The organism is candidate division KSB1 bacterium (assembly GCA_024655945.1).
Lineage (GTDB): Bacteria > Zhuqueibacterota > Zhuqueibacteria > JANLFK01 > Oleimicrobiaceae > Oleimicrobium.
Genome location: JANLFK010000003.1, coordinates 187,326 through 211,121, shown reverse-complemented (window position 1 = coordinate 211,121; position 23,796 = coordinate 187,326). Strand labels below are relative to the sequence as shown.

Here is a 23,796-nt window from a genome sequence, read left to right as displayed (position 1 = left end):
TCGCCCACCAGGTCACTCTGGCCATTTGGCCCCCAGTCCCGCTTCCGAAAACCTCCCGGAGGTTCAGCGCGCTCCACCTGCAGGAGGTCAGCCAACCATGGGGGTTCTGGCCTTGGGCCTGCGTTGCTGCCGGCGATAACCCCGCGCCGCTTTAGCCTCCGCCAGCAGCCGGCTGGCAAGCGCCTCCACTTCCTCCACGCTGATGTCGCTCAGGCGGGGCCGCTGCAGGTAGTAGCTCGCCGGCCGCGCAGGGGCCCATTGCTCCGGATCGGTGGCGCCAAAAAGCGAGATGAGCGGCACCCGGGTCGTACCGGCCACGTGCAGGACCCCGGTGTCGTTGCTGACCATCAAGTCCAAGCCATCGATGATGGCGGCCAGCTCACCGAGGGGCCGATTCAGGCACACCGTGTGCGGCGCCCGCAGCGCAGGCACAAGCTCCTCGAGCACCTGCCCGTCATCCGGGCCGGCGGTGATGACGATGTGGGCGCCGCAGCGCTGCGCCAAGGCGTTGGCCAGCTCGGCAAAATTGGCCACCGGCCAGCGGTTTGCCGGCTTGCCCGCCCCAGGATGAATCCCCACTTTGACGCCTGAGCCGATCCTCGCCAGGAGCTCTGCCGCCCGGGCACGCTCCTCCGGAGTCGGGAAGAGCTCGGCCTGCAGGTCGGTGCTCCTCAGGCCGAGGGGGTGCAGCATGTCCATGTTGCGCAAGGCCTGGTGACGATGCGGCTCCGCGCGCCAATCCAACGTGACCGGCACGTTGAAGAGAAACCCGGTGGTGTTGGGCACGCCGTCGATGGCCGCCGCGCCCACGCGATAGCGGGCACGCGACAGGTAGGCGAGCACGTCCGAGGTCACCGACATGGAGACCGTGGACAAAACGATGGCCACGTCTGGCTTGAGCGAGCGCAACGTGTGCAAAAAGTGCCAGTAGCGACGCGGCTGCTTGGCAAACCCGATCTTGTCGAACACCAGCACGCGGTCCAGGCGGATGTTGTGCTCCACCGCCGGGTAATTGGCCGGACTGGTGATGAGAGTAATGTCGGCGCGCGGGTAGGCCTGGCGCAAGAGGCGAAGAGTCGGCGTGGCGCAGAGCATGTCGCCGAGCTGGTTGTGCTGGCGCACCACCAGAATGCACCGCAAGTTACCGATCTCCCGCACGCTCATCGTGGACACCGGGAAGAAGCTGCGCAGGCCGCGGAAGAGCAGCACCTTCGCCCTGCGCTGCGCGTCGTGGATCTGCCGCCGGCGCAGCAGCCGGTGGAATGTGTCGAACAGACTTGCCATAGCCCTCCAAAGTTGCTGTGGCAAATTTAGCAACCGCCCAGGCAAAAACAAAGGGGAAAATGCGCTTCCTGGGTACGCAGGCCTCCGGCCTGCCGAGCCCGTGGGTCAGCCGCATGTGGTGGACGAACCTCCGGGAGGTTAGCCCACCAGGTCAGTTCGCGCCATTCCGCGTCTGCTCAGGCCTGCGACAACCTCCCGGAGGTTTCCGGCCGCTGGGTGCGGGTTGCTCCTTGGAGCCAGGAAGTGTCCAAGCCCCCTGGGCGCGTACGCCTCTGGCGTGCCATCCTCCGCGGTTGGGGCCGGTGCCTGTGGCAGGCCAACCTCCGGGAGGTCTTGGCGGGTGCAGCGAAAGGCCATTTGGGCACGCGGATCTGGTTGACTAACCTCCCGGAGGTTTCCGGTCGTGCGCGCTGCCGCTTGCGTTTCTCGGCGGCCCACGTCCTCCTCCGCCACCCTCACAAACCTCTTGATTTTTTGCCGAATTTTGCTCAATATTCATCCGGCAGTGCGGTGCCGCACCGGCGAGGCCATGTCCTGGCTACCTTCGCTTCATGGGCTATCCTGTGCCCGCCGGACTGCAGGAGAAGGGCGCCACGGCGATTGAGGCGGTGCCGCTAACGCCCATCCGCAGGCCGGGGCAGAACTCACCGGCGCTCCACTTTCTGGTGGAGCACGCCGGAGGCCGAGCCGGCCGGTGGCCACCCGCATGGGATCTCGACAATCCCACGGGCACCGCATGATTTGGGGCACAGCATGCCGTGTCCCCACGTGCCATCAAACCAACGCAGGAGGAGAGGAGACATGGAAGATCTCAAGAAGACGTTGGTGGACCTGGAAAAGGCGCAGGCCAAGGCCTTCAACCAAGGCGACGTCAAGGCCATCTTGGCCCACTTTGACAAGGAACTCATCGGTTTCTCCTCCACCCGTCATGCGCGGCTCAAGGGCCTGCGCGCCCTGCGGCAGACTATCGAGTATTACCTCACGCAGGCGGACAAGGTGGACTTTAAGGTCCTGCAGCCGCAGGTGCAGGTGCTGGGCGATGTCGCCGTGGTCAGCTTTTACTGGACGGTAACCCTGCACAAGAAGGGTAAGCCGCGGATCATCGAAGGGCGTGGCACGCACGTCTACGCCAGGCGCGACGGCGAGTGGAAGGTGGTGCACGAACACTTTTCGCGCGCCCATCACGCCTATGAGAAAAAGTGAGGCCAAGAGGCAGGAAGGGGTGCCACCGCCTCAAATCGCGGGCGGAGAGCGTCGCCCGTGACTGCCCGCAGAGGGCAGGGGCAAGACTGCTTTCCTGGGCAGGGAGGAAAAAGAGAGAGGAGCGCCTGCGGGTGAAAGCCGCAAAGTCGATGGTGGCAGGGGGTGTGGTTGGGGCATTGGCGGTCCTGCTGTTCCTGTGCGGCAACGCAGAGGTGTCCCCAGCTCAGGTAGGTGCAGAGGCGATCGGCGCACCCACGCTTATGGGCATCGTGCGGGAGCTCTGTCGGCCCGAGCTGGACGGCAGATTGCCAGGAGGCAAAGGGTACGACCAGGCGGCCGCGTACGCTGCCGAGTGGTTCAAACACCTTGGCTTGCGGCCGGCCGGAGACGAGGGCTACTTCCAGTACCTCGAGGTGGAATACAACGAGTTTCTCAGTCCCCCTCGCCTGGCGATCTTGAACGCGGGTGGCCGGCCCTTGCGCGAGTGCGTGCTCGGCGAGGAGTTTGTGGCGCGCGGCTTTAGCGGCAGCGGCAAGGTCACGGCGCCGGTGGTCTTTTGCGGCTACGGCCTCTCCTGTGCCGAAAATGGCTACGACGACTATGCGGGCGTGGACGTGCGCGGCAAGGTGGTGTTGACCTTCAAGCAGCCGCCGGCATGGCAAGCGCAAGGTGCGAACTGGGGCGAGCGTGCCATGCCCAGACGCAAGGCAGAAGCCGCGCGCCGCCGCGGTGCCCGCGCCTTGCTCCTTGTCTCCTGCCCAAATAACCAGCCGGTGCAAAGGCGCATCGGCAGTGTGCTGCATGGACCTGGCGAGCAGCAGGATATCCCCCAGCTCCACATCGACGTGGCGGTGGCGAACGAGATTCTGCGAGAGGCGGGCGTGAGCCTGGCGGCGCTGCAGGCGGCCATCGATTCGACCCGTACACCGCGCTCGTTCGCCTTGCCCACCAAGGTGAAAGTGAACGTCCGCGCCCGCTACGCCAAGGCAAAGCGCACCATGAACGTCGTCGCCCTGCTGCCGGGGTCTGACCCGGAATTGAAGGAGGAGTGCGTAGTCATCGGCGCCCACCTGGACCACGTGGGGCGGCAGTCGCCGCAGGTCTACTACCCAGGGGCCAACGACAATGCCTCCGGCAGCGCCGCGGTGATGGCCATCGCCAAGGCTTTCGCCCAAGCGCCTTCCCCGCCAGGCAGGAGCGTGCTCTTTGCCCTTTTCGCCAGCGAGGAGCAGGGGATGCTCGGCGCGGAGGCCTACGCGAGCCGACCGGCCTTCCCTTTGGAACGGACGGTTGCCATGCTGAACCTGGACTGCATCGGCACCGGCGACAGCGTGGCCGTCTATGGCGGGAAGGACTTTCCGGGGCTTCTTGCCATGGTGCAGGAGCAGGATCGGTTGCACACACGGCTCCTCAGTGCGGCTACGGGAGGCGGCGGCGGAGCCGACGCCGGTCCATTCCATCGCCGGGGCGTGCCCAACCTCTACTTTGCCACCACCAACGGTTACGAGCACTTGCATCTTCCCTCCGACAGGCCGGAGACGTTGCGAGCGGAGCTCTTTACGGCCGCGGCGCAGCTGGCGTACTTCACTGCCCGCACCTTGGCCGACGGCGCAACAATTGGTCCCCATCAGGAGAGGGCGCATCCATGACTTCACGGGAGCGGCTTTTGACGGCACTGCATCGCGAAAAGCCGGATCGCTTGCCGGCCACTTTGCACGACTGGATGAAGTACTACCTCGACCACTACCTGGGCGGCATTGACCCCCTGGAGGCGTTTCGCCTCTTCGGGCTGGATGGTTCCATCTATGTCTCGCCGTTTCTGGACATGGAAAGTCCCCAATGGCGGGTCACCGAAGAGGTGGTGGAAGAGCGGCCCGACTACCGGCGCTGGCTGCGCACCATCACCACGCCCGAGGGCAGCTTTGTGGCCGTGCACGAGGCGGACCAGTACACCTCCTGGGTCGCCGACTATCCACTCAAGCACCCCGAGCAAATTCGCTGGATCGAAAAGTACCTGCCGGTGCCGCGCCTGGACAAAGAGCTGGTTGCCGCCTGGCGGGAACGGGTCGGAGACGACGGCATCGTGCGCGGGGCGCTTCCCTACCAACAGCCTGGGTGCTGGCAGGACGCCTGCCAGTGGTACGGCACGCAGCGGATGATTATCGCCACCTTCGACGACCCGGCCTGGGTGCACGAGTTCCTGCGCATTCTGCGCGACAAGAAGCTGGCCTTTGTGGAGCAGTACAAAGACAGCGCTTACGACCTCATCGAGGGAGGGGGCGGCGACGCCTCAACGACGGTGATCTCGCCTGCGATTTTCGAGCAGTTTGTGGCCCCCTGTGACCGCGAAGTCCATCGCGCCCTGCATGCAGTGGGCATGCGGGTGGTGTACCACACCTGCGGCGGCATGATGCCCATTTTAGAGAAGATTGTGGGCACGGAGGTGGACGCCATCGAGACCCTAACGCCGCGTGAGATCGGCGGCGACGTGGATTTGGCAGCAGCAAAACGGCGCGTGGGGCAGTACGTGTGCATGATCGGCGGCATGAACCAGACGCACGGCTTCACTTACGGCACGCCGGAAAAGGTGCGGGAAATGGTGCTGCGCAACTTTGCCGCGGCAGGTCCTGGCGGCGGCTACATCCTCAGCACCTGTGACCACTTCTTCCATGCGCCGGTGGAGAACTTGCAGGCCTATGCCGACGCGGCACGCGAGTGCGTCTACTAACGGTTTTTGGAAACCGGCCAAAGGCGAGAGGGCGCAGAGAAAAGGGAGACGCCGAGAACTCTCTTAGCAGGGACGGACCTCTTGCGCATGGTTGCGCCCGGTTTGTGTAAGGCCGTAAGACCTTGGTGCGGCCAGCGATAAACAGAAAAGGCACTCCTCAGAGTGCCCGCTGTATGCTCCACCTGCGAAGGTTGACCGGTCCCACCCACCTGTACCTCTGCCGCCCCGCTCCGTCGCGGGTGCTTCTTGCCGCCGAGGGTGATGGCGACAGGGTGTACGTGTGTTTATTTTGACGCGGCCTGTTGCTCTTTCAGCTTGCGTATTTCGTCGCGCAGGCGCGCCGCGTCCTCGTAACGCTCTTCTTGGATTGCGCCCTCCAGTTCTGCCGCCAAATGCTCTAAGCGCTCCTCGAGCGGCACTTCGCGCTCCCTGGCCTCCTGCCGGTCAACTACGGCCGCCTTCTTCATCACCTCCTCCACCACAAAGATCGGCGCATTCATGCGCAGGGCGAGGGCGATGGCATCACTGGGGCGTGCGTCGATCTCCCGCTTCTTGCCGTCAAGTTGCAGCCCGATCTTCGCGTAATAGGTGTTCTCGCGCAGCTCGGTGACTACAACTCTCGACACCTTGGCGTCGAGGGATTCCAGGAGGTTCTTCATGAGATCGTGGGTCAGCGGACGGGGAGGCTCTACCTTCTCCAGCTGGAGGGCGATGGCCTGGGCCTCGGTGGAGCCAACCACGATTGGCAACCAGCGATTGTGGGCATCGTCCCTAAGAACGACCACGAACCGACTCGTCGCGGTGTCCAACGTGACCCGATCAACTCGTACCGAGACTAACATGTCATGAACCTCGCGTAAATGTCGCGCCCCGTCCCCGGCAGGGCCGTTCCCGGAAGTTGACTGGAGCCTAATGCCAAATAATTATAGCAAATAATATCAGAAGTGTCAAGCCCTTTTTGCGCCGCGCGCGGAGAAGATGAGACTCAGCCGAGGAGACTGAGGATCTTTGGGGCGACGTCCAGGATGGAGCTGATGCCCGAGGCGAAAGCCTGCATTTCTCTGCCCCAGATCAGGGTCATGGCCGGATTGCGGGTGTGCCCCTTCATGGACAGGTCTTCAATATTGCCGTGGTCGCTGGTAAGCAGCACCAGCATCTCTTCCAAGTCAACATGTTCCAACGCGGCGGCTACAAGTCTTTCCAAGCTTTGGAGCAACTGCACTGCCCCGGCCATGTCCTGGGCGTGGCCGGCCCGGTCGGTTTGAAAGTACTCGTACAGGCAAAACTCATGGGCGGCGGCCTGGGTGCCAAGGATGGTTCCTGCTTCTTCCGGCGAGAACACCGGCACCTCATGCCCACGGCGACGGAGCGCCTCGTTGGTAAAGTCCTGATAGATGCAGCGGCGGGCGCGCAGGTCGTCGAGGTCGAAGAAGCGCAGCCCCGCGTACAGATTGCACACGCTCGTGACGGACAGGTGGCGGATGATATGGAACGGGTCATAGTCGAAGAAAGGCGGGCGGAAGGCGTTGAGGAAGGCTGCCTTACGGCCGCGCTCGGCCAGGAGCGTGAGCAGGGAGTGCTGGGCGATGACTTCACGGAGCTTGCCGTTGGGAAGGCCGTTGAGGTGGCGGCCAAGAAGCTGGGCAGCATTCACGCCCGTTAGCAGCGCCGTCTGGCCGGTGGCACTCTGCGGCAGGCCGGGCAGCCCCAGGGTGGCGTCCAGGCCGAGCACCATGCCGCCGAACGGCAGAGGCTCCATGCGCTGGCGATCGGCAAAGTTGTTGAAGAAGCGCAGGCCCTCAGCGGTACAGGGGTTCAATCCCAGGTCATAGCGGCCGATACCCAGGCCGTCCACGAAAATCATGAGCACGCGCATGTCAATAGAGCCCGGTGATCTCTGCCCCGCTGAAGTAATGGCGAAGGATCTGCCGATAGTCCTTGCCGAGGCGCAGGGCCATCATGGCGGCGCCGGTTTGGCACATGCCCACGCCATGGCCTGAGCCAGCGCCGCGGATGCGGAAAAGAACCTCCCCAGATACCGACTGCTTGCGGTCGATAACGATGCACGAGCTGCGCAACGGGGGCTCGGCTAAGGCTTTGCGGATATTCAGCTCCTGGGAAATAGTGACAGTCTTGTTCCTGCCCATCACTTGCAGTCGGACTATGCGCCCGGAAACACCGCGTTGCAGGGGGATTAGCTCTGTCACGTCCCCGGGGTCCTGGCCAGTCGCGGCAACTATCGTGCGGCGGAGCTCGCCGCCGGTCACCTTCAGCTCCCAGCGAAAGGCCTCAGCTGCGTAAGCGAAGCCTGCTGGGACAGAGGACTGGCCAACGTTGCAGAAGACCCCAGGTCGCCCCTCGATCCAGCGACGCAGCACCTCCTCTTTGGCCAAATCGTACCGGCCGCTCAGTTTTGCCCCTTCCGGGATGTCGAGCACGCCGCGCAGATACGGTTGCGCAGGGCCTTGCCAGACGTTCTCGTTGTTCTCCGTGTGCCCTCCACAGGAGCTGGAAAACACGACCTCGCACAGCTGCCCGCCATAGGTGAGCACCTCCCCTGCAGTCGCGCGCACCGCTAAGTTGCTCTGCTCGGTTTCTGCGACGACTCCGCCATAGACCTGACAGTGAACATCGGCGCAGACGTCGAAAGGGTCATTCGGATGCCGGCTGCCCATGGTGTAGACGACCATGGTGCGCGCTGCCACTGCCTGCGCCTTGAGCGCCTCCAGGGGAAAATCGCCGTGCATCTCGTACGGCACCACCCCGCGCAGGTAGTCCTCCAGGCTCACCACGTTCACCACCGTGACCTTGCCGGCCCTATCCACCATGAACTCCATCGCGCCGCGAAACAGGCGGTTTTCGCGCCGCTCGTAGATGTAGCCTTCGCCGACCGGCACATCCTTGATAGCCACGCGCGAACCCTCTATGCGCACAGGCACGGAGGAGAAGATGCGTTGACCGGTGTGTAGGTTCCGGAGAGAGAGAGTCCCCTCCGGCGTCTCAGCTGGCTCTTCGACGATGGTGGTCCAGATGCCCGCCACGCTCCCCTGCCACCTCTGTGCCTCCTGCCGGGAGGCGAAGGAGCGCTTCAGGCGCACGCGGTAGCTGCGGTAATCGCGCAGCTCCCTGTCGTCTACTCGCACCACCTTCCCGAGCAGGTCGATGGTCGTTTCGACGCCTCTGGCACGCAGGTCCGCGAGGAGCCGCTCGGCGGCAGCACGGTCTTTGGTGGTTTGCACGACCAGCAAAAAGAGCGACGGTGCTGGCTTGCCACCTTCCACCGTCACCTCCCACAGCGAGCGCGCCTGCCCCTTGTCGATAAGGAGTTTGCCCCCGACTTCAACGATGCGGTAGGGATCGGCAGTGGCAAACTGCACGCTCGCCCGGTTCTGCACAATCCCGACGCGGATGGTCACCTCGGGCTCCTTCGGGGTGACCGGCGCTCCAGGGGAGGGCACGCGCGGCGCACAGGTCAGCCACAGCACCGCCGCGGCAACGAGCGCCAAGGCAAGCAGCAGAGTTGGCGGCGAGCAGACACGAGGCGCAGCGGGGCGGAGCCTCATGGCAACAGGACTCCTACCCTTGCAGGACCCAACCCGTGTCCGCACTCTGCCTCGACGGGCGGAGAGAACTGGTGCCTCCTCAACAACCTTGCTCATGGAAACCTCGGTACTGCACTGCCAAAGGCGCCCGCGCTGATTGGCTTTGGATCACACCTTGGTCGATACCGGGGTGGGAAGTGACACCTCACTGGTAGCCGTACTCGCGCAGCAGCGTTTCGTCGGAACGCCACTTCTCCCGCACCGCCACCCAGAGTTTCAGGAAAATGGGCCGCCCTAAGAACTGTTCGATCTCGGCGCGTGCCGCTTTGCCTACCTCCTTGAGGGCTTGTCCGCCCTTGCCGATGAGGATGGCCTTCTGCGAAGGACGCTCCACCACGATGCGGGCGCTGATGAAATCCTTTCCCCCAGCGCGTTCTTTGAACTCTTCGATCTGCACGGCGGTGGCGTAGGGGATCTCCTCACCATAACGCTCGAAAATCTTTTCGCGGATGATTTCTGCCACAAAAAAGCGCTCCGGATGCTCTGTGAGCTGATCCTCCGGGTAGAGGGGCATGCCCTCGGGCAGGCGCTGCACAATGGCCGTCTTGAGGTCATCGAGCCCATCTCGGTGCAGGGCAGAGATGGGAATAATCTCCGTCTCGGGGAAGCGTTGCGCGAGCTGATCGATAACAGGCAGGAGGTTGGCCTTGTTGACGAGGTCGATCTTGTTCAGGGCGATGAGCAGCGGCTTGTTGCGAGCTTTGACCTGCTCCAGCGTCTGAAAATCCTCCTCCTCCAAAGGCGCGGAAACGTCAAGCAAAACGACGACAATGTCCGCCTCGGCCATGGCCCGCTCCGCAGCCCGCATCATCGCCGCCTGCAATGCATGGCGCGGCTGGATCAAGCCAGGGGTGTCGAGAAAGATAACCTGGCATCCGGGCTCCGAGAGAATCCCCAAGATGCGGTGACGCGTGGTCTGTGGCTTGGGTGTGACAATGGACAACTTGAACTGCAGGAGCGCGTTCACCAGCGTCGACTTGCCGACGTTGGGCCTGCCCACTAAGACCACATAGCCGACCTTGTGCGGCAGCTGCGCGGTTGTGCTCGGCTGGCTCACAGGTAGGCGTCCAGGGTGTGTTCGTCAAACAGGCGCTTGAGCAGCTGTTCTGCATCGACAATCTTCAGGGAATGCTCGAAGCACCCTTTGCGCAGGCAGCCTTCGATGACGCCGCCCCGGGGCAGATGCAGCACAAAGGTCGGCGACGAGCAGACGTTGCAGGTGTCCTGTCCCTTGAGCGAGACCCCGCAACGGGGACAGAAGAACTCGACGACGGCCCCGGCAGGCACCTCGATGGTGCAGCGGTGCTCAAAGCTGCCGTACACCGGATCGAGGTTGATGACCCCCTCTTGTCCGGCGTGGCAGATCTTCGCTTTGATGGAAGGGTGGCCGCCGATCTGCACCGTTTCGTCCATGAGGCTGCAGCCGTTGCTACAGGCGGCGTGGCTAATGTGCACCGCCTTGGATGGGATCTCCAGCTCGATCTTCTCACGCTTCGCGTTCATAGTTACCTCACATGGGCCAAAGTGCTTAGCGTAGCCCTGCCCGCTCACTCCAGTAGTACTTTTTCGTCTCTGCCACCACAACCCCGGACAGGCCTAGCAGTCCCACCAGGTTGGGCAGGGCCATGAGACCATTCATGACGTCGGCGAATGACCACACGAGCTCCAACTTGCTGATGACGCTCCCCACGAAGACCATCACGCAGAAGAGCGCGCGATAGGGCCTGACCGAGGCGGGCCCCAATAGGTACTCCAGCGACTTTTCGCCATAGTAGCTCCAGCCGATGATGGTGGAGTAGGCGAAAAGAATGAGCCCGATTGCCACAATCATGCCGCCGCTGTTTCCGGGCAGGCCATGGTTGAAGGCGAGCGTGGTCAGTTCTGCGCCGGTCTTGCCGCTGGACCACAGGCCAGTGGAGATGATGACAAAGCCGGTGAACGAGCAGACGACGATGGTGTCGATGAACGTCTGCGTCATCGAGACCAGCGCCTGGGTGACCGGATTCCTGGTCTGCGCAGCAGCAGCAGCGATGGGGGCACTGCCCAGGCCGGATTCATTGGAGAAGACGCCACGCGCTACCCCCCAGCGGATGGCCTCGCGCACCGAGGCCCCAAGGAAGCCGCCGAACATTGCCGTCCCGGTGAACGCCCCTTTCACGACTAAGGAGAAGACACTGGGGACGCCTCGGTAGTTGAGGATCACCACCGCGGTAGCGCCCAGCATGTAGAAGACGATCACGACCGGCACCAGGAGGCTCGCCACCCTGCCGATGCTCTTGATGCCCCTAAGGAGCACCAATGCCGTGGCCACGGCCATGACCGCCCCCACTGCCCAAGTCGGCACCACGGGGAAGGAGGTGCGCACTGCCTCGGCCACCGAGTTGGATTGCACGATGTTGCCAATGCCGAACGCAGACACCGAAGCAAACACGGCAAAGATGACCCCCAACCACTTGGCGCCGAGCCCCTTGCTCAGATAGTACATGGGCCCACCGCTCATGGTCCCGAACTCGTCCACCTCGCGATACTTGATGGCAAGCACTGCCTCGGCGTACTTGGTGGCCATGCCGAACAGGCCGGTGATCCACATCCAAAACAGGGCCCCTGGGCCCCCGGAGGCAATGGCAGTGGCCACCCCGGCGATGTTGCCGGTGCCTACGGTGGCCGCCAAGGCGGTCATCAGCGCCTGAAAATGCGAAATGTCCCCCTCAGTGGCATTTTCCTCTTTGCGCTTGACCAGGGCCAGGTAAAGCGAATGGAGCAGGCCATGGAACTGCAGCCCGCGCAGCCGGATGGTCAGGAAGATGCCGGTGCCGACCAACAAGACCAGCATCGGTGGGCCCCACACAATGTCGCTAAATCCCTTGCAGAAGCGGAGCAGTGTCTCTTCCAATGTCTTCTCCTCTGATCCTCGCGCTCGCTATTGCCCAGCTCTGCTCCCTACGAAGCCCTTGTCTGTGCAGCACGCGTGGTTGGCACCTCAGTAGGCCTTTGCCACCAGCACCCGGTGCTGGGATGGGTGTCCGCAAAGAATGCACGGCCCGCGCTCGGGCGCGCGCTCGAACGGAATGAGGCGGATGGTCGCCTTGGTCTCTTCCTGCAAGCGGTCTTCGCAGGCACGCTCTCCGCACCAGTCCACCCAGAAGAAGCCCCCTGGTTCTTCGATGAGACGGGTGAGAGTCGGGTAGTCGCTGACCGTCTGCGTATGGCGGTCGCGAAAGTCGCGCGCTCGCGTCAGCAAGTCTCGTTGCATGGACTCCAACTCTTCCGCCACTGCGCCGGGCAGGGCGCTGGCAGGCACGACCGTTTTCTGGCGCGTATCGCGTCGCACGAGCACGACCTGCTGCTGCGCCATGTCGCGCGGCCCGACCTCGATGCGGATGGGCACGCCACGCTGCTCCCACTCGTTGAACTTCCAGCCCGGCCGGTAGTTGTCGCGGTCGTCGATCTTGAAGCTCAGGCGACCGGCCCACGAGGTGGTGAGCTGGCGGACATAGGCCAGCACCGCGTCACGCTCGGTGTCGCCCGTCCAGATGGGCACCACCACCGCCTGCAGGCTTGCTAAGCGTGGCGGCAGCACAAGGCCATTGTCGTCGCTGTGGCACATAATCAGTGCGCCGATGAGACGCGTAGAGACACCCCAGCTGGTGGCCCACACGTACTGCTGCTTCCCCTGCTCGTCCTGGTAGGTGACATCGAAGGCCTTGGCGAAATTCTGTCCCAAGTTGTGGGAGGTTCCCGCCTGCAACGCGCGCCTGTCCTGCATCATGGCCTCGATACAATAGGTGCGCACGGCCCCGGCGAACTTTTCCTTGTCCGTCTTCATTCCCACAAAGACCGGCATGGCCATGTATTCTTCGGCGAAGCGGCGGTAGAGGTCCAGGATGAGCAGCGCTTCCTGCTCGGCTTCCTGTTCGGTGGCGTGGGCAGTGTGCCCCTCCTGCCAAAGGAACTCGGTGGTGCGCAAGAAGAGACGAGTGCGCATCTCCCAGCGGACGACGTTTGCCCACTGGTTGATGAGCAGCGGCAGGTCGCGGTGCGAATGGATCCAGTTGCGATACATGGCCCAGATGATGGTCTCGGAGGTCGGCCGCACCACCAGGGGCTCCTCCAACTTCTTGCCGCCGCCATGGGTCACCACCGCGCACTCTGGGGCAAAGCCCTCCACATGCTCCGCCTCGCGCCGCAAATAGCTTTCCGGAATGAACAGCGGAAAGTAGGCATTCACATGACCAGTCTCTTTGAACATGCCATCCAAGGTGCTCTGGATCTTCTCCCAAATGGCGTAGCCGTTCGGGCGGATGACCATGCACCCTTTGACCGGTGCATAGTCGGCAAGCTCTGCAGCAGCAATGACGTCGGTGTACCAGCGAGCATAATCCTCGTGTCGCGGAGTGATTCCCTTGGCCATAGGTCTCCTCTTGACGGTCGTGCTTCGCAGGCGCGCTTTGGGGCCGTTGTCGGCAGATGCCCAACGATTGCCAAAAGATAACGCAAAGCGGGGACAATTTCAAGGATTTTCAGGGAAGGAAGGGGAAAGAGCCGGGTTCTCCCTGATGGGGCTCGGCTCTCACTCTGTGGCGGGAAAGACGAAGGCGCGCGGGCGAACTCGCGAACTTCTCACGCGTGCGGACACCCGGGGGCAGGAAAGAGTGTCCGACGCCGAGCCTTACCCGCGCGCCTCTGGAGGGACTACTTCAACACCGCCATCTTGCGCATCTGGTCGAAACCGTTCACCCGCAGCCGGTAGAAAAACACACCTGTGGGCAGGCCGGAAGCGTCGAAGGTCACGCGATGGATGCCTGCTTCCTGCACCTGGTCAACCAAGGAGGCCACCTGCTCGCCTAAGACGTTGTACACGACCAGCGAGACTCGCCCACCCTCCTTGAGCTGGTACACAATCTCGGTTGACGGGTTGAACGGGTTCGGGTAGTTCTGCCGCAGCGCGTAGGCTCGCGGCGCAGCCACCTCGACACATTGCGGCTCGGTGAACTGGATAGAGCCGTCGCGATCCACTTGCTTCAAACGGTAATAGTAGGTGCCGACCCTTACCTCCTGGTCCACGTATTCGTAGGCTTGCCGCGCGGCGGTGGTGCCGGCGCCGGGGATGAACGCCAGCGTCTGGAAGTTGCTCCTGTCGGGGGAACGCTGCACTTCGAAGCCAAAGTTGTTGCTCTCGGAGGCCGTCTTCCAGGTGAGGCGCACTCGCGTGGCAAGCTCAGTCTGCTCCACGGCGGCAACAAACTCGACAAGCTCCACCGGCAGCGCGGACTGGCCAGCATACTGCAGGTCTTCGTTCGTGGTCACGTAGCGCAGGTAGGTCACCGCGCCCTTGAAGGGGCCGTTGCCGACGTTCTCGAACCGCATGGCCAAGGTGTCGCCCGCTTGCCAGGGGAAGGAGCCGCCGGCAAACAGGGCCAGTGCTAAGCTCCACATGCCTTCGTTCTGCGAGCGACCCACCAGGGTGTCAAGCGGGTCATTGGTCAGGTAAGCCCGGTATTTGATGTCCGCCGAATCGGGCTTGCTCAGGTCAGGATTGAGGACCTGCCCGTAGACGATAGCGGTGAGCGGCCCTTGTGCTGCAGCCGGGCCGATGAGCACCGCTATTGCCAAGAGCACCAGGGCAAAGCTCAGCAGGCCTTTCATAGCAACCTCCCTTGGGTAGTCTTCCATGGTCACCGAAAGTGGGGGTATCCCCACCGGTCATTCTTCCCTTGCGCCCACAGGCTGCTCGCCCGAAGGTAGCGCGGTAGTCACGCTGCCTGACGGCCACTGGTTAGGAGCCGACTGGTTCACCAACAGGAGTACCGGCTCGCCAGGGTTCAAGGGGAAATTCGTGCCCAGGCTCTGCGCCGGAAGCCAATACTGCGTGAAGGCGTTGGTAGCCGGGTCGATCCGGTAGAGCGCCTCCACGCCGCCGATGCTGGCGGCTAACTGTGCGACGTTGGTCAGGTTCAGGCGATCCAAGGGCACGCTGATCTCGTTGTAGGTGCGCGTCTTGGTCTTCGCCAGCGTGAAACGGACGCTGCCTGGGTACGGTACCGACCCCACCATGAACCAGGTGCTTGGCGCGTCGCTTTTCAGGTTGACCAAGCAGGCCATGCCAGGGGTGATGGAGAAGTTCGTGCCCAAACCCATATCTGGCAGCCAGTAGGTGGTGTAGGCGTTGGTGGCCGGGTCCAACTTGTACACCGCAGCCACGCCACCGATGCTGGCGGCCAACGACTTGGCATCCGTGATGTTCGGATCGATGAGCGGCAGCGAGATGTGGGTATACTTGCGCGTTTCTCCCTTGTTCAAGCCAAAGCCATAATGGCCGACCCGGTTGGAGGGGCCAGACATGTTGTTGTCGTCCATGGCCACCACCATGTAGAAGCGCCGCAGAGCATCCACGTTCACCACCAGGAAGGTGTCTGTGCTGCTGCCCAGCAACACCGCGCCCGGATCGCCGACGTTGAAGTAGGCATTGCTGGGGTGCGCGTACACGCGATAGGTAATGCGCGAGCGCTCCGGCGAGCCGTCGATCCCTTTGGTGACCTTCGGCCAGAACAGCTTCGCCTGCGCGCTGATCTTGCGGATAGCCGCCTCGGTGATGGCTGCCGGCGGGATGTCGTCAGTGGCACCACCAGTGCCCTTGGTGAGGGGCGACACTAACTGGCCGGCAGTCATAGCGGCCGCCACAGTCACCTGGCCGTCGTCAGCCTTTGGCGGCACGGCTAACACGTACCCTGCCGGCAGCGGGATGGCATCCTCATCGGCCGCCGGCGAAGCCGCAGTTGTGAACGTGGGCGGATTCTTGACGGCCTGCACGTAAAAGTCGGAGATCACATTGTCATAAGTGGGAACCACCACGCGCACCGAGTCTGCCTTGCTCTGCCGCGGGTCGGTCGCTTGCACCGTGCCCCAATGGAAGAGCTTACCTTCGACCACGCGGTAAATCTGATAGTAGTCGATGATGTTAACGGTGCCTATGCCAGGATGGTTCTGCGAAAAGTCCCAGACAAGCGTCACGTAGCCACCCTGGTCGCCTCTGCCATCGGCGCCCTTGTAGTCCTTGACGGTGAGCGTGTCCGGCGCATCGATGACCGCTTCCGCCACCGTTATTGGTTCGGTTGAGCCGTTCACTCCGGGGTCGGTCGTCTTGTACGCCGTGATCACCAAATTGGAAGTGGTGTCGTAGCAGACGATCTGGAACACACCTTCTCCGTTGGTCAGGCGCTGTACCCCAGTCGGGAGCGTTACCCGCTGCTTGTTGGCGGCGAACTGGATGGGGACCGTAAAGTTCACGTCAGTGTTGCCGTGCGAGTCCTTGGCGATGACCTTGATGTCGAACGGTACGCCGGTGAACTGGGATCCCTCCTTGTAGATCTGGCTCACTATGAAGTGGCTGGCCGTGGCATCGATCACGGCAATGGAGGCAGTCTGCATGTTGCCGTTGTCGGTGCCGGCGATGTCGTCATAGATTTTGTTGATCCCGGTCAGGCGAACGGTGCCCGTCTGCGTGGGCGCCCACTGGGCGTAAGGGGCGACGGTCAACAACACGCGGGCGTCGCTGGGTTGCGTCACGGACGCCAGCGGCGGGGCAAACCCCATGGTCAGGTCAAAGTCGGCCAAGTCCAGTCCCTGGACCTTCTCGCTCATGAGCACCTCCACGGTGGTGGTGGAGATGGTCTTGGCGCTCATGATGGCAGGGCCAGCCTTGTCGCTCTCTAAGGCGAGCCCCTCGCCCAAGGCGGCCATCACATTGTCGGCCCAGTCGGCAAAGCCCTTTCCGGTTTCTACGATCACGTCCGGCACGTTACCCGTGTCACCGCCATATGGGGTGGCAAGCGGGCCACCGGCGGTGGTCTCGTTGAACGAGATATACGCCTCCACCGTGTCGCCAAAGGTGTTGATGGCCGTGGGCTTGTACTGTGCGTGGGACGGGTTGTAGACGTTCATGTTCAGGGCAATGCCCGATTTCGCTCCGTCATAGCCCACGATCCGCCAGTTTACCGCCTTGAACGACGTCTTCGGGAAGATGGGAGACAGAGGATCGAACACGAAACGGTAGTGGTCTAACTTGCCGTCGGCGTCAAAGTCCTGTGTGTACAAACCAAGGAGGATGGGGGCGATGTTGTCACGTTTCACTTTGACGTCGGAACCGGTCCCGGCAAAGCCGACCAAGGAGCCGTCGTCGTCCCACTGCAAGTTGCCATTAAGAGTGGGAGCGACGTCGTAGACGACATTGGTGCCATAGAAGTTAACGAAGCCGCTGTCAGTCTTTGTCCAGGTGGACCCAGTGCTGTTAAGGTAGATTACATTGTCTTGATTGGTGCCGGAGAGCCCGGTGAAAAAGACCTTGGTCCCGGCCGCATTGAAGTTCCGCAGGCCGACGAACCACTTGAAGCGAGACGGCACCTCGGCGGCCCGCTCGGTGGTGGGCCAACCGGCCGTGTTGACCTTCTCACTGAACGTCAGCCGGATTCTGTTGCCACCGGCAGTGTAGGCTTCGATGAGGGCTGGCCCGGCGCCGTCGACAATCTGCACGGGCGAAGCGTTCTCTGAGGAGGGGGTCACATCGGTTGCCAGCAAGTTCTCGGCCAACCCGTTGTTCACCGCGCTGCGCAAGCCTGTGGTCGAGCCCGGGTTCACATAGGTCACCGTGGGCACAAGGTCGGTATTGGCCACTTTTGGGGTAGTGGCCACCAAAGGAATGCGGAACGTAGTGGCATCGGCCCAACTGCCAGTGGCGCCAATCGTGAATATGCCAGTGCCGGTGACGGTGAAGCCCGAAGTGCTGACGCGGGCCTGGTCCATGCCTTTGTAAGTGTGGTCAAAGGTGACCTCTACCCAGTCCAGATAACCCCACCCGTTGGCACCAGCATTGGTGGCCGAGAGGCCGTCAACCGTGCGCACAGAGACAATGTTCGGCAGGATGCCGTCGGTGATTGTCCTCGTGGGGCCCACACCGTTGTAGTTGCTGTCCGGGCTGACGTCGCGCACCAGCATCGTCCCGGTGTAGGAGATGTTGCCGGTCACGTCCTCATGGACAAAGTTGTTGGTCAGGGCGAATTCGTAGGTATTGGTCGGCGGATTGGCGGTGGGGGGCGAGACAATGCTGGCCACCGGGTTGTTGACGCCGTTGACGGTCACCGTAAAGTCAGAACCTTCGATGTCGTTGAAGGCCACGGGCTCGCTAAAGAGCACGCGGATGCGCTTCGCCGCGAGCGCTTGAGCCAGCGCCTGGCGGCGGGAAGCACGTTTGGTCTGCGCGCTGACAATGGCGGGGCCGGAGCGGTCGGTTACCACCTTGGAATGCGTTTCAGCGTATTGCAAGGTTGCACTGGCAAATTTGTCGCTGTTGCTGGGTGGGGGGTAATAAGAAAGGGTCGGGGTGATGCCGGAGTTCGGCGAGATGGAGACCGGCCACATGACAAAGTGCTTGTTGTCTGTCCACGCTCCTATGGCCTCGATGCTACTCACCGAGGAGCCAAGGCCGCCGAAGATGGCGGTGCTGGCAGCCACGTTGCTGGTGCGCATGGCCTCGCTCCACTCGATGACGATCTTGTCGATGTAGCCGTCATACTGCACCTGATTGCCGGGAGAACCGGCCGTATGCCCTGTGCCGTCGTCGTAGTGCTCGACCTTACGCATCCTGGGGGTGATGTCGTCGGTGGCGTTGACAAAGCCGGTCTCGGTCTGAATGGGTACGCCACCGACGCGCAGGTAGCCGCTTGCGGCAAACTTGACGCGCGGACGGATGTCCGTGTCGTAGCCCTTGCCATCAGGAAAGGGGTTGCTGGCCCCCGACTTGATGCGCACGAAAAAGTACCGGTCGAAGGCGCCTTGCCCCTCAATCGGGTCGGATACCAACTCGCCGGCGTCGCCGCTGGCTTGGTAGACGTCGCCAGGGTTAGTGGTCTCGTTGTCGTCTCCGTCGATGTTCAGGTCGATCTCCACTTTGGCGCCCGCAAAGTTGTCGTTGAGGGCATTGTTGCCATCGGGCCCCGCCACGGTCAGCTTGATCCAAGCTGCATACCCGGTGTAGGCGGGGTCGGCAGTAGCGCGATTGCCTATGGAGCCCTGCTGCGCAGATGCCGCTGTGAAATAGAACAGGAGGAGACCAACCCCGATCAGCGTGCTGGCCTGTATCCTTTTCGCTGCCATCTCAGCCTCCACTGCTTATAGTTGTGCCCCTGAAGCAGACAGTGACCACCGAAACCGCTCGTCCCACCCCTGCACAGAGCACAAATTAGCAATTGATTTCACAAAAGCAAGCACTTTTTGAACAACTTGCGGGCCCGGACACTCTCCCTGCACGCGGCGCTCTCGCCGCGGGAAGGCCCACTCGTCGCCTAACAGGTTTGGCAAATGTAGTGCCACGCACACAACCGCCCCGGGGCGCAGCAATGGACTTGGCGAGGCGCCTTGGGCAGCTTGGGGCGGGCTAACTTTCGATGCAGCAGGATGTTGCAGCGCGCCTCCGTTTGTCTCTATCCCTTTGCACTGTCCGGGTGGCGCAGCAGATGGCAGGCCGTTGCGACATGGTGACACAGTGTGTTAGAAATGAGACGCTCTGACCGGATGTCGGCCACCCACAAACGCGTTGATTTTTGGCCGGAGGTTTGCTAAATTAACCCATCATCGGCAGTTGGGCTCCTGTGCGGGAGCAGAGAACCGGGAGTTGACCGCAAGCAGAGGAGCAGGCGTGCTCAGGATTCACCGGCGATACCGCCACCTCAAGCGCTACCGCCAGATCGCCATGGTGCTGATCAAGTACGGGTTCGCCGACCTGGCCGAAAGGCTGGACCTGGCTGCCTACCTGCACTTGGGGCGGCGACTGTCGCGCGTGCGGCGTGGGGTGGAAGGCGTTACCACCGCCAGTCGCATCCGCATGGCCTTGGAGGAGCTCGGCCCCACGTTCGTGAAACTTGGCCAGGTGCTGAGCACGCGGTCTGTTTTGGTGCCTGCCGACCTTCTTGCCGAGCTGGTCCTCCTCCAGGACCGAGTGCGCCCGGAGCCGTTTTCCGTCCTGGAGCACACGCTGAATCAGGAGCTCCAGGGGGCGGCTTCGTCGCGCTTCGCTTCCATCGAAAGCGCGCCGCTGGCATCGGCATCCATCGCCCAGGTGCATCGCGCGCGCACGGTGGATGGACAGGAGGTGGTGGTCAAGATCCAACGGCCGCGCATCGCCGAGCTCATCGAGGTGGACATGGAGATCCTCCTGGACCTGGCGCGCCTCATCGAACGCCATTTGCCTGAAGGCCACCAGTTCGATCCGGTGGGGCTTGTGGAGGAGTTGGCCAGGAGCACCAGGCGCGAGTTGGACTTTTTCAGCGAGGCGCGCAATGTGGAGCTGTTCGCCCGCAATTGCGCCACGCTCCCCGGGGTGCGCGTGCCAGCCGTGTTTTGGGAGCTGACCACCTCCCGGGTGCTGACGCTGGAGTATGTGGAGGGTGTCAAGATCTCGGATGTGGAGAGCCTGCGCGCCCTGGGCATCGATCTGAAAGCCTTGGTGCGGCGGGGCGCCGACTTTGTCCTGAAGCAGATTTTCGAGGATGGCTTCTTTCACGCCGATCCACACCCTGGCAACCTGCTGGTGCGCAGCGATGGGACGATCGCCCCGGTCGACTTTGGCATCATGGGCCGGCTGGACGACCAGATGCTGGCTCTGTTCGCCGACCTGCTGGTGGGGGTGACGGGGCGCGACGTGAGCCTCATCCTGCGCGTGATGGCCCAGATGGGGATCGTTCCCCAGGGCGGTGATGAGTGGCTTCTCCGCCTGGACATCGGCGAGTTCATCGACCGCTACTACGGCGCCAACTTGGGCAAATTGCGGATGAAGGCGGTCCTCGACGACGCGGTGGCGGTGTTAGCGCGCCACCGGCTGCGCGTCCCGTCCAACTTGATGCTCTTGGGCAAGACCTTAGGCTCTTACGAGGACATCGCCGAGAAGCTCGACCCCGAGTTTTCTTTTGCAGCGGCCATTGGCGCCTATGCGGGCAAGCTCATGTGGCGGCAGTTTGAACCGGAACGGGTTGCCTACCAGCTGGAGAGAGGCCTGCGCGACCTGTACCGGCTCGCAGTGACCTTGCCGCACGAAATGGAGGTGCTGCTGCGACGCCTGAGTGCCGGAAAGATAGGTGCAGAGCTCAGGCATCAAGGGCTGGAAAACCTCATTCGCGAGGTTGACCGTTCCTCTAACCGGCTTTCCTTCAGCTTGATCATCGCTGCCCTCATCGTCGCTTCCTCGATGATTATCGCGGCGCATGTGGGGCCGTCCCTGCTGGGTGTTTCGGTCCTGGGGATTGTGGGCTATGCATTTGCTGGCCTGCTGGGGGTGCGGTTGGTGGTTGCCATACTCCGGTCGGGGAGGTTGTAGAACAAGCAAACCAGGAGAGATCGGCAGGAGGGAGACGCATGCCCATAGTAGTGGTGAAGAGAGGTCGAGCCGCCAAGAAGATCCTCCCTACGGCCGTCGGCAAAGAGGAAGAGCTGCAGCGGTACATTCGAGAAAACCCTGGTGCGATTCCCCTCGATGACATTCGAGAGGACATGCAGCCATGCGTGCTCGCTCGCGAGTTCACCACGTCAAGTGGGGCAATCGACGCTCTCGCCATCGACGAGGAGGGGGCAGCATACATCATCGAAACCAAGCTCTACAAGAATCCTGACAAGAGGTTTGTAGTGGCCCAGGTTCTCGATTATGGAGCTGCGCTGTGGAAAGCCTTTCAGGACTCCGCCGACATAGATGAGATGCTTGAGGGAGCGGTAAGCGAGGTATCCGGCGTCTCATTGCGCGCGAAAGTGGCGGACGCCTTCGGATTTGATTACGACAAGGTGGACGAGGTTCTCGACCGATTCAAATCGGACCTCAGCTCTGGTCGATTTACTTTCATCTTCCTCATGGACCACGTCCATGACCAACTGAAGCATTTGGTTAGCTTCATAAACGCCAACAGCAGGTTCAGACTGCTGGCGTGCGAGCTGGAATTCTACAGGGACGAAGACTTTGATATTTTGGTACCCAAGCTCTATGGGGCGGAGACGATCAAGAACCCGCCCTCGAGCTTGGCGCCAAGATAAAGGTGGGACCAGAGTACCTTCTTCGAGGATCTTCGGCAAAGGCTGGACAAAGCGGCCGAGAACAAGGTACGGGAGTTGTTTGAATGCGCTCAACGCACTGCTGACAGCGTCTCGTGGGGCACTGGCCCCCTTCGCGGATCGTTCAATCCCAAGTATAACAGCATCAGCACGCGGTCGGTATTCACGGTGTTCTCGCACGGAGTGCTCCAAGTCAACTTCCACTGGCTGAATGACAGCAAGGCAACGCTCCAATTCCGAAAAAAGCTCAAGGATAGGCTGGAGGAAAAGGCGGGGCTCCACTTTCCGCCGGATTATGAGCGTAGGCTGGTGCCATTTCAGCCCGATGAATGGATGGGCAGGAGCGCAGAAATCATCGGTGTCCTTCGCGAATTGATTGAACAAGGCCCTCACGAGGCAGAGGCAGGGGAGGGTCGGCAACAGCCGGGACCTAGGGTCGCAGCATTTCCGAGGCAACGTGACCACTGAGGAGATCCTTGCGCAAATAGGGGCGCTGGCTGACGAGCAAGGCCTGCCGGTCTACGCCGTGGGGGGCTTTGTGCGCGACCGCCTGCGCGGCGTGGACAGCGCCGACATCGACTTTGTCGTGGTCGGCGACGGCCCGGAGTTCGCGCGCCTGGCCAAGAAGAGGCTCCAGGGCACGGGCTTTGTCGTGTACGACAAGTTCTGCACCGCCTCCTTCCTGCTTGACGGCCGCAAGTTGGAGTTTGTCTCGGCCAGAGCCGAGAGCTACGAGCCCCATTCGCGCAAGCCCGCGGTGCGCAAGGCCACCCTCGCTGACGACCTGTCCAGGCGCGACTTTACCATCAACGCCATGGCCCTGTCCGTGAACCGCGCCTCGTGGATGGAGCTGGTGGATCCTTTCGGCGGCAGGCAAGACTTGGAGCATCGCGTGGTGCGCACGCCGCTGGACCCCGAGGTGACTTTCCAGGATGACCCGCTGCGCATCATGCGTGCCATACGCTTCGCCACCCAGCTTGACTTCCGTCTGGAAAAGCGCACCAAGGCGGCGATTGCGGCCATGCGCGAGCGGCTGGCCATCGTTTCCCAGGAGCGCATCACTGAGGAGCTGCGCAAGATCCTCATGGCGAGCCGCCCCTCCATCGGCTTCAGGCTGATGGGCGAGACCAAGGTGCTGGAAGTGGTGCTGCCCGAGATCAGCGCGCTCAAGGGCGTCGAGCAGATCGGTCGCCACCACCACAAAGATGTCTTCCTGCACACGCTCAAGGTTCTGGACAATGTGGCGGCAGTGAGCGAGAGTTTTCCGTTGCGCTTTGCGGCCCTTTTCCACGACGTGGCCAAGCCGCAGACCAAGGCCTTTGTGCCGCGCGTGGGCTGGACTTTTCATGGGCATGATGAGATCGGTGCGCGCATGATGAAGGGCATCTGCCGGCGGCTGCGCCTGCCCAACGAAACGGAAAAGTACGCGGAGAAGATGATTCGCCTGCACCTGCGCCCCATTCACTTGGCAGATGAAGGCGTCAGCGATTCGGCCATTCGTCGGCTCATCGTCCAGGCTGGCCAGCACCTGGAGGAACTTTTCATCCTTTGCCGGGCGGACATTACCTCGGGCAATCCCGCGCGGGTGAGCCAGCACTTGGCCAACTTTGACCATCTTGTGCAGCGCATCCACGAGGTCGAAGAGAAAGACCGCATGCGCGCCTTCCAGTCGCCGGTGCGCGGCGACGAAATCATGGCGGTGTGCGGCATTGGACCGGGCCCCATGGTCGGCCGCCTGAAAAAGATGATTGAGGAGGCGATCCTGGACGGCCAGATCCCCAATGAGCACGATGCAGCCTACCGCTATCTGCTTTCCATCAAGGACGAGGTGCTGGCCAGCGGCGAGCCCACGCGAAAGCGGTTGCCCTGACCGAAACTTTTCTGGTGCTTTTT

General features: G+C 62.4%; 16 protein-coding genes. 6 read left to right on the top strand and 10 right to left on the bottom strand.

What is annotated here, in order from left to right:
- Window positions 1–87: 87 nt before the first annotated feature.
- Window positions 88–1,284: a glycosyltransferase family 9 protein gene (locus NUW13_05910; GenBank protein ID MCR4438564.1), complete on the bottom strand. Its 1,197-nt coding sequence runs from the start codon at window positions 1,282–1,284 to the stop codon at window positions 88–90.
- Window positions 1,285–2,085: 801 nt separating this feature from the next.
- Between NUW13_05910 and NUW13_05905 the strand changes: the two genes are divergently transcribed.
- From NUW13_05905 to NUW13_05895, 3 genes are all read left to right on the top strand, one after another.
- Entirely contained in the window at window positions 2,086–2,487 is a 402-nt protein-coding gene (locus NUW13_05905; protein MCR4438563.1) for a nuclear transport factor 2 family protein, read from the top strand.
- Window positions 2,488–2,618: 131 nt separating this feature from the next.
- A complete protein-coding gene (locus tag NUW13_05900; protein ID MCR4438562.1) occupies window positions 2,619–4,136 on the top strand; it encodes a M28 family peptidase in 1,518 nt (505 codons plus the stop codon).
- Entirely contained in the window at window positions 4,133–5,215 is a 1,083-nt protein-coding gene (locus NUW13_05895) for a uroporphyrinogen decarboxylase family protein (GenBank protein ID MCR4438561.1), read from the top strand. The genes NUW13_05900 and NUW13_05895 overlap by 4 nt, the downstream gene beginning before the upstream one ends.
- Window positions 5,216–5,499: 284 nt before the next feature.
- Here the strand turns inward: NUW13_05895 and NUW13_05890 are convergent, their stop codons facing one another.
- The 9 genes from NUW13_05890 to NUW13_05850 all read right to left on the bottom strand — a co-directional run bounded on the left by NUW13_05890 (window position 5,500) and on the right by NUW13_05850 (window position 18,966).
- Window positions 5,500–6,057: a DUF151 domain-containing protein gene (locus tag NUW13_05890; protein MCR4438560.1), complete on the bottom strand. Its 558-nt coding sequence runs from the start codon at window positions 6,055–6,057 to the stop codon at window positions 5,500–5,502.
- A 143-nt stretch (window positions 6,058–6,200) separates the two neighbouring features.
- A complete protein-coding gene (locus tag NUW13_05885) occupies window positions 6,201–7,079 on the bottom strand; it encodes a hypothetical protein (protein ID MCR4438559.1) in 879 nt (292 codons plus the stop codon).
- Between the two features lie 13 nt (window positions 7,080–7,092).
- Window positions 7,093–8,778 carry a SpoIID/LytB domain-containing protein gene (locus NUW13_05880; GenBank protein ID MCR4438558.1) on the bottom strand — a complete coding sequence of 562 codons (1,686 nt, stop codon included), beginning with the start codon at window positions 8,776–8,778 and terminating at the stop codon, window positions 7,093–7,095.
- 184 nt (window positions 8,779–8,962) lie between these two features.
- On the bottom strand, window positions 8,963–9,874 hold the full coding sequence (gene era, locus NUW13_05875; protein MCR4438557.1) for a GTPase Era: 912 nt from the start codon (window positions 9,872–9,874) through the stop codon (window positions 8,963–8,965).
- On the bottom strand, window positions 9,871–10,320 hold the full coding sequence (locus NUW13_05870; GenBank protein MCR4438556.1) for a hypothetical protein: 450 nt from the start codon (window positions 10,318–10,320) through the stop codon (window positions 9,871–9,873). The genes era and NUW13_05870 overlap by 4 nt, the downstream gene beginning before the upstream one ends.
- A 25-nt stretch (window positions 10,321–10,345) precedes the next feature.
- Complete coding sequence (locus NUW13_05865; GenBank protein ID MCR4438555.1) at window positions 10,346–11,650, bottom strand: sodium:alanine symporter family protein; 1,305 nt, start codon at window positions 11,648–11,650, stop codon at window positions 10,346–10,348.
- 147 nt (window positions 11,651–11,797) lie between these two features.
- The gene (gene proS / locus NUW13_05860; protein ID MCR4438554.1) at window positions 11,798–13,228 is read right to left on the bottom strand and encodes a proline--tRNA ligase; all 1,431 of its coding nucleotides are present in this window, start codon (window positions 13,226–13,228) and stop codon (window positions 11,798–11,800) included.
- Between the two features lie 281 nt (window positions 13,229–13,509).
- On the bottom strand, window positions 13,510–14,463 hold the full coding sequence (locus NUW13_05855) for a T9SS type A sorting domain-containing protein (protein MCR4438553.1): 954 nt from the start codon (window positions 14,461–14,463) through the stop codon (window positions 13,510–13,512).
- 57 nt (window positions 14,464–14,520) lie between these two features.
- Window positions 14,521–18,966 carry a hypothetical protein gene (locus tag NUW13_05850; protein MCR4438552.1) on the bottom strand — a complete coding sequence of 1,482 codons (4,446 nt, stop codon included), beginning with the start codon at window positions 18,964–18,966 and terminating at the stop codon, window positions 14,521–14,523.
- A gap of 541 nt (window positions 18,967–19,507) precedes the next feature.
- Here NUW13_05850 and NUW13_05845 point away from each other — a divergent pair.
- The 3 genes from NUW13_05845 (at window position 19,508) to NUW13_05835 (ending at window position 23,773) form a co-directional block, all read left to right on the top strand.
- Entirely contained in the window at window positions 19,508–21,181 is a 1,674-nt protein-coding gene (locus NUW13_05845) for an AarF/UbiB family protein (GenBank protein MCR4438551.1), read from the top strand.
- A 38-nt stretch (window positions 21,182–21,219) separates the two neighbouring features.
- Window positions 21,220–21,885, top strand: coding sequence for a hypothetical protein (locus NUW13_05840; GenBank protein ID MCR4438550.1), 666 nt, complete (start codon window positions 21,220–21,222; stop codon window positions 21,883–21,885).
- Between the two features lie 475 nt (window positions 21,886–22,360).
- Window positions 22,361–23,773 (top strand): CCA tRNA nucleotidyltransferase, encoded by a 1,413-nt coding sequence (locus tag NUW13_05835; protein MCR4438549.1) that lies wholly within the window; start codon window positions 22,361–22,363, stop codon window positions 23,771–23,773.
- Window positions 23,774–23,796: the final 23 nt, after the last annotated feature.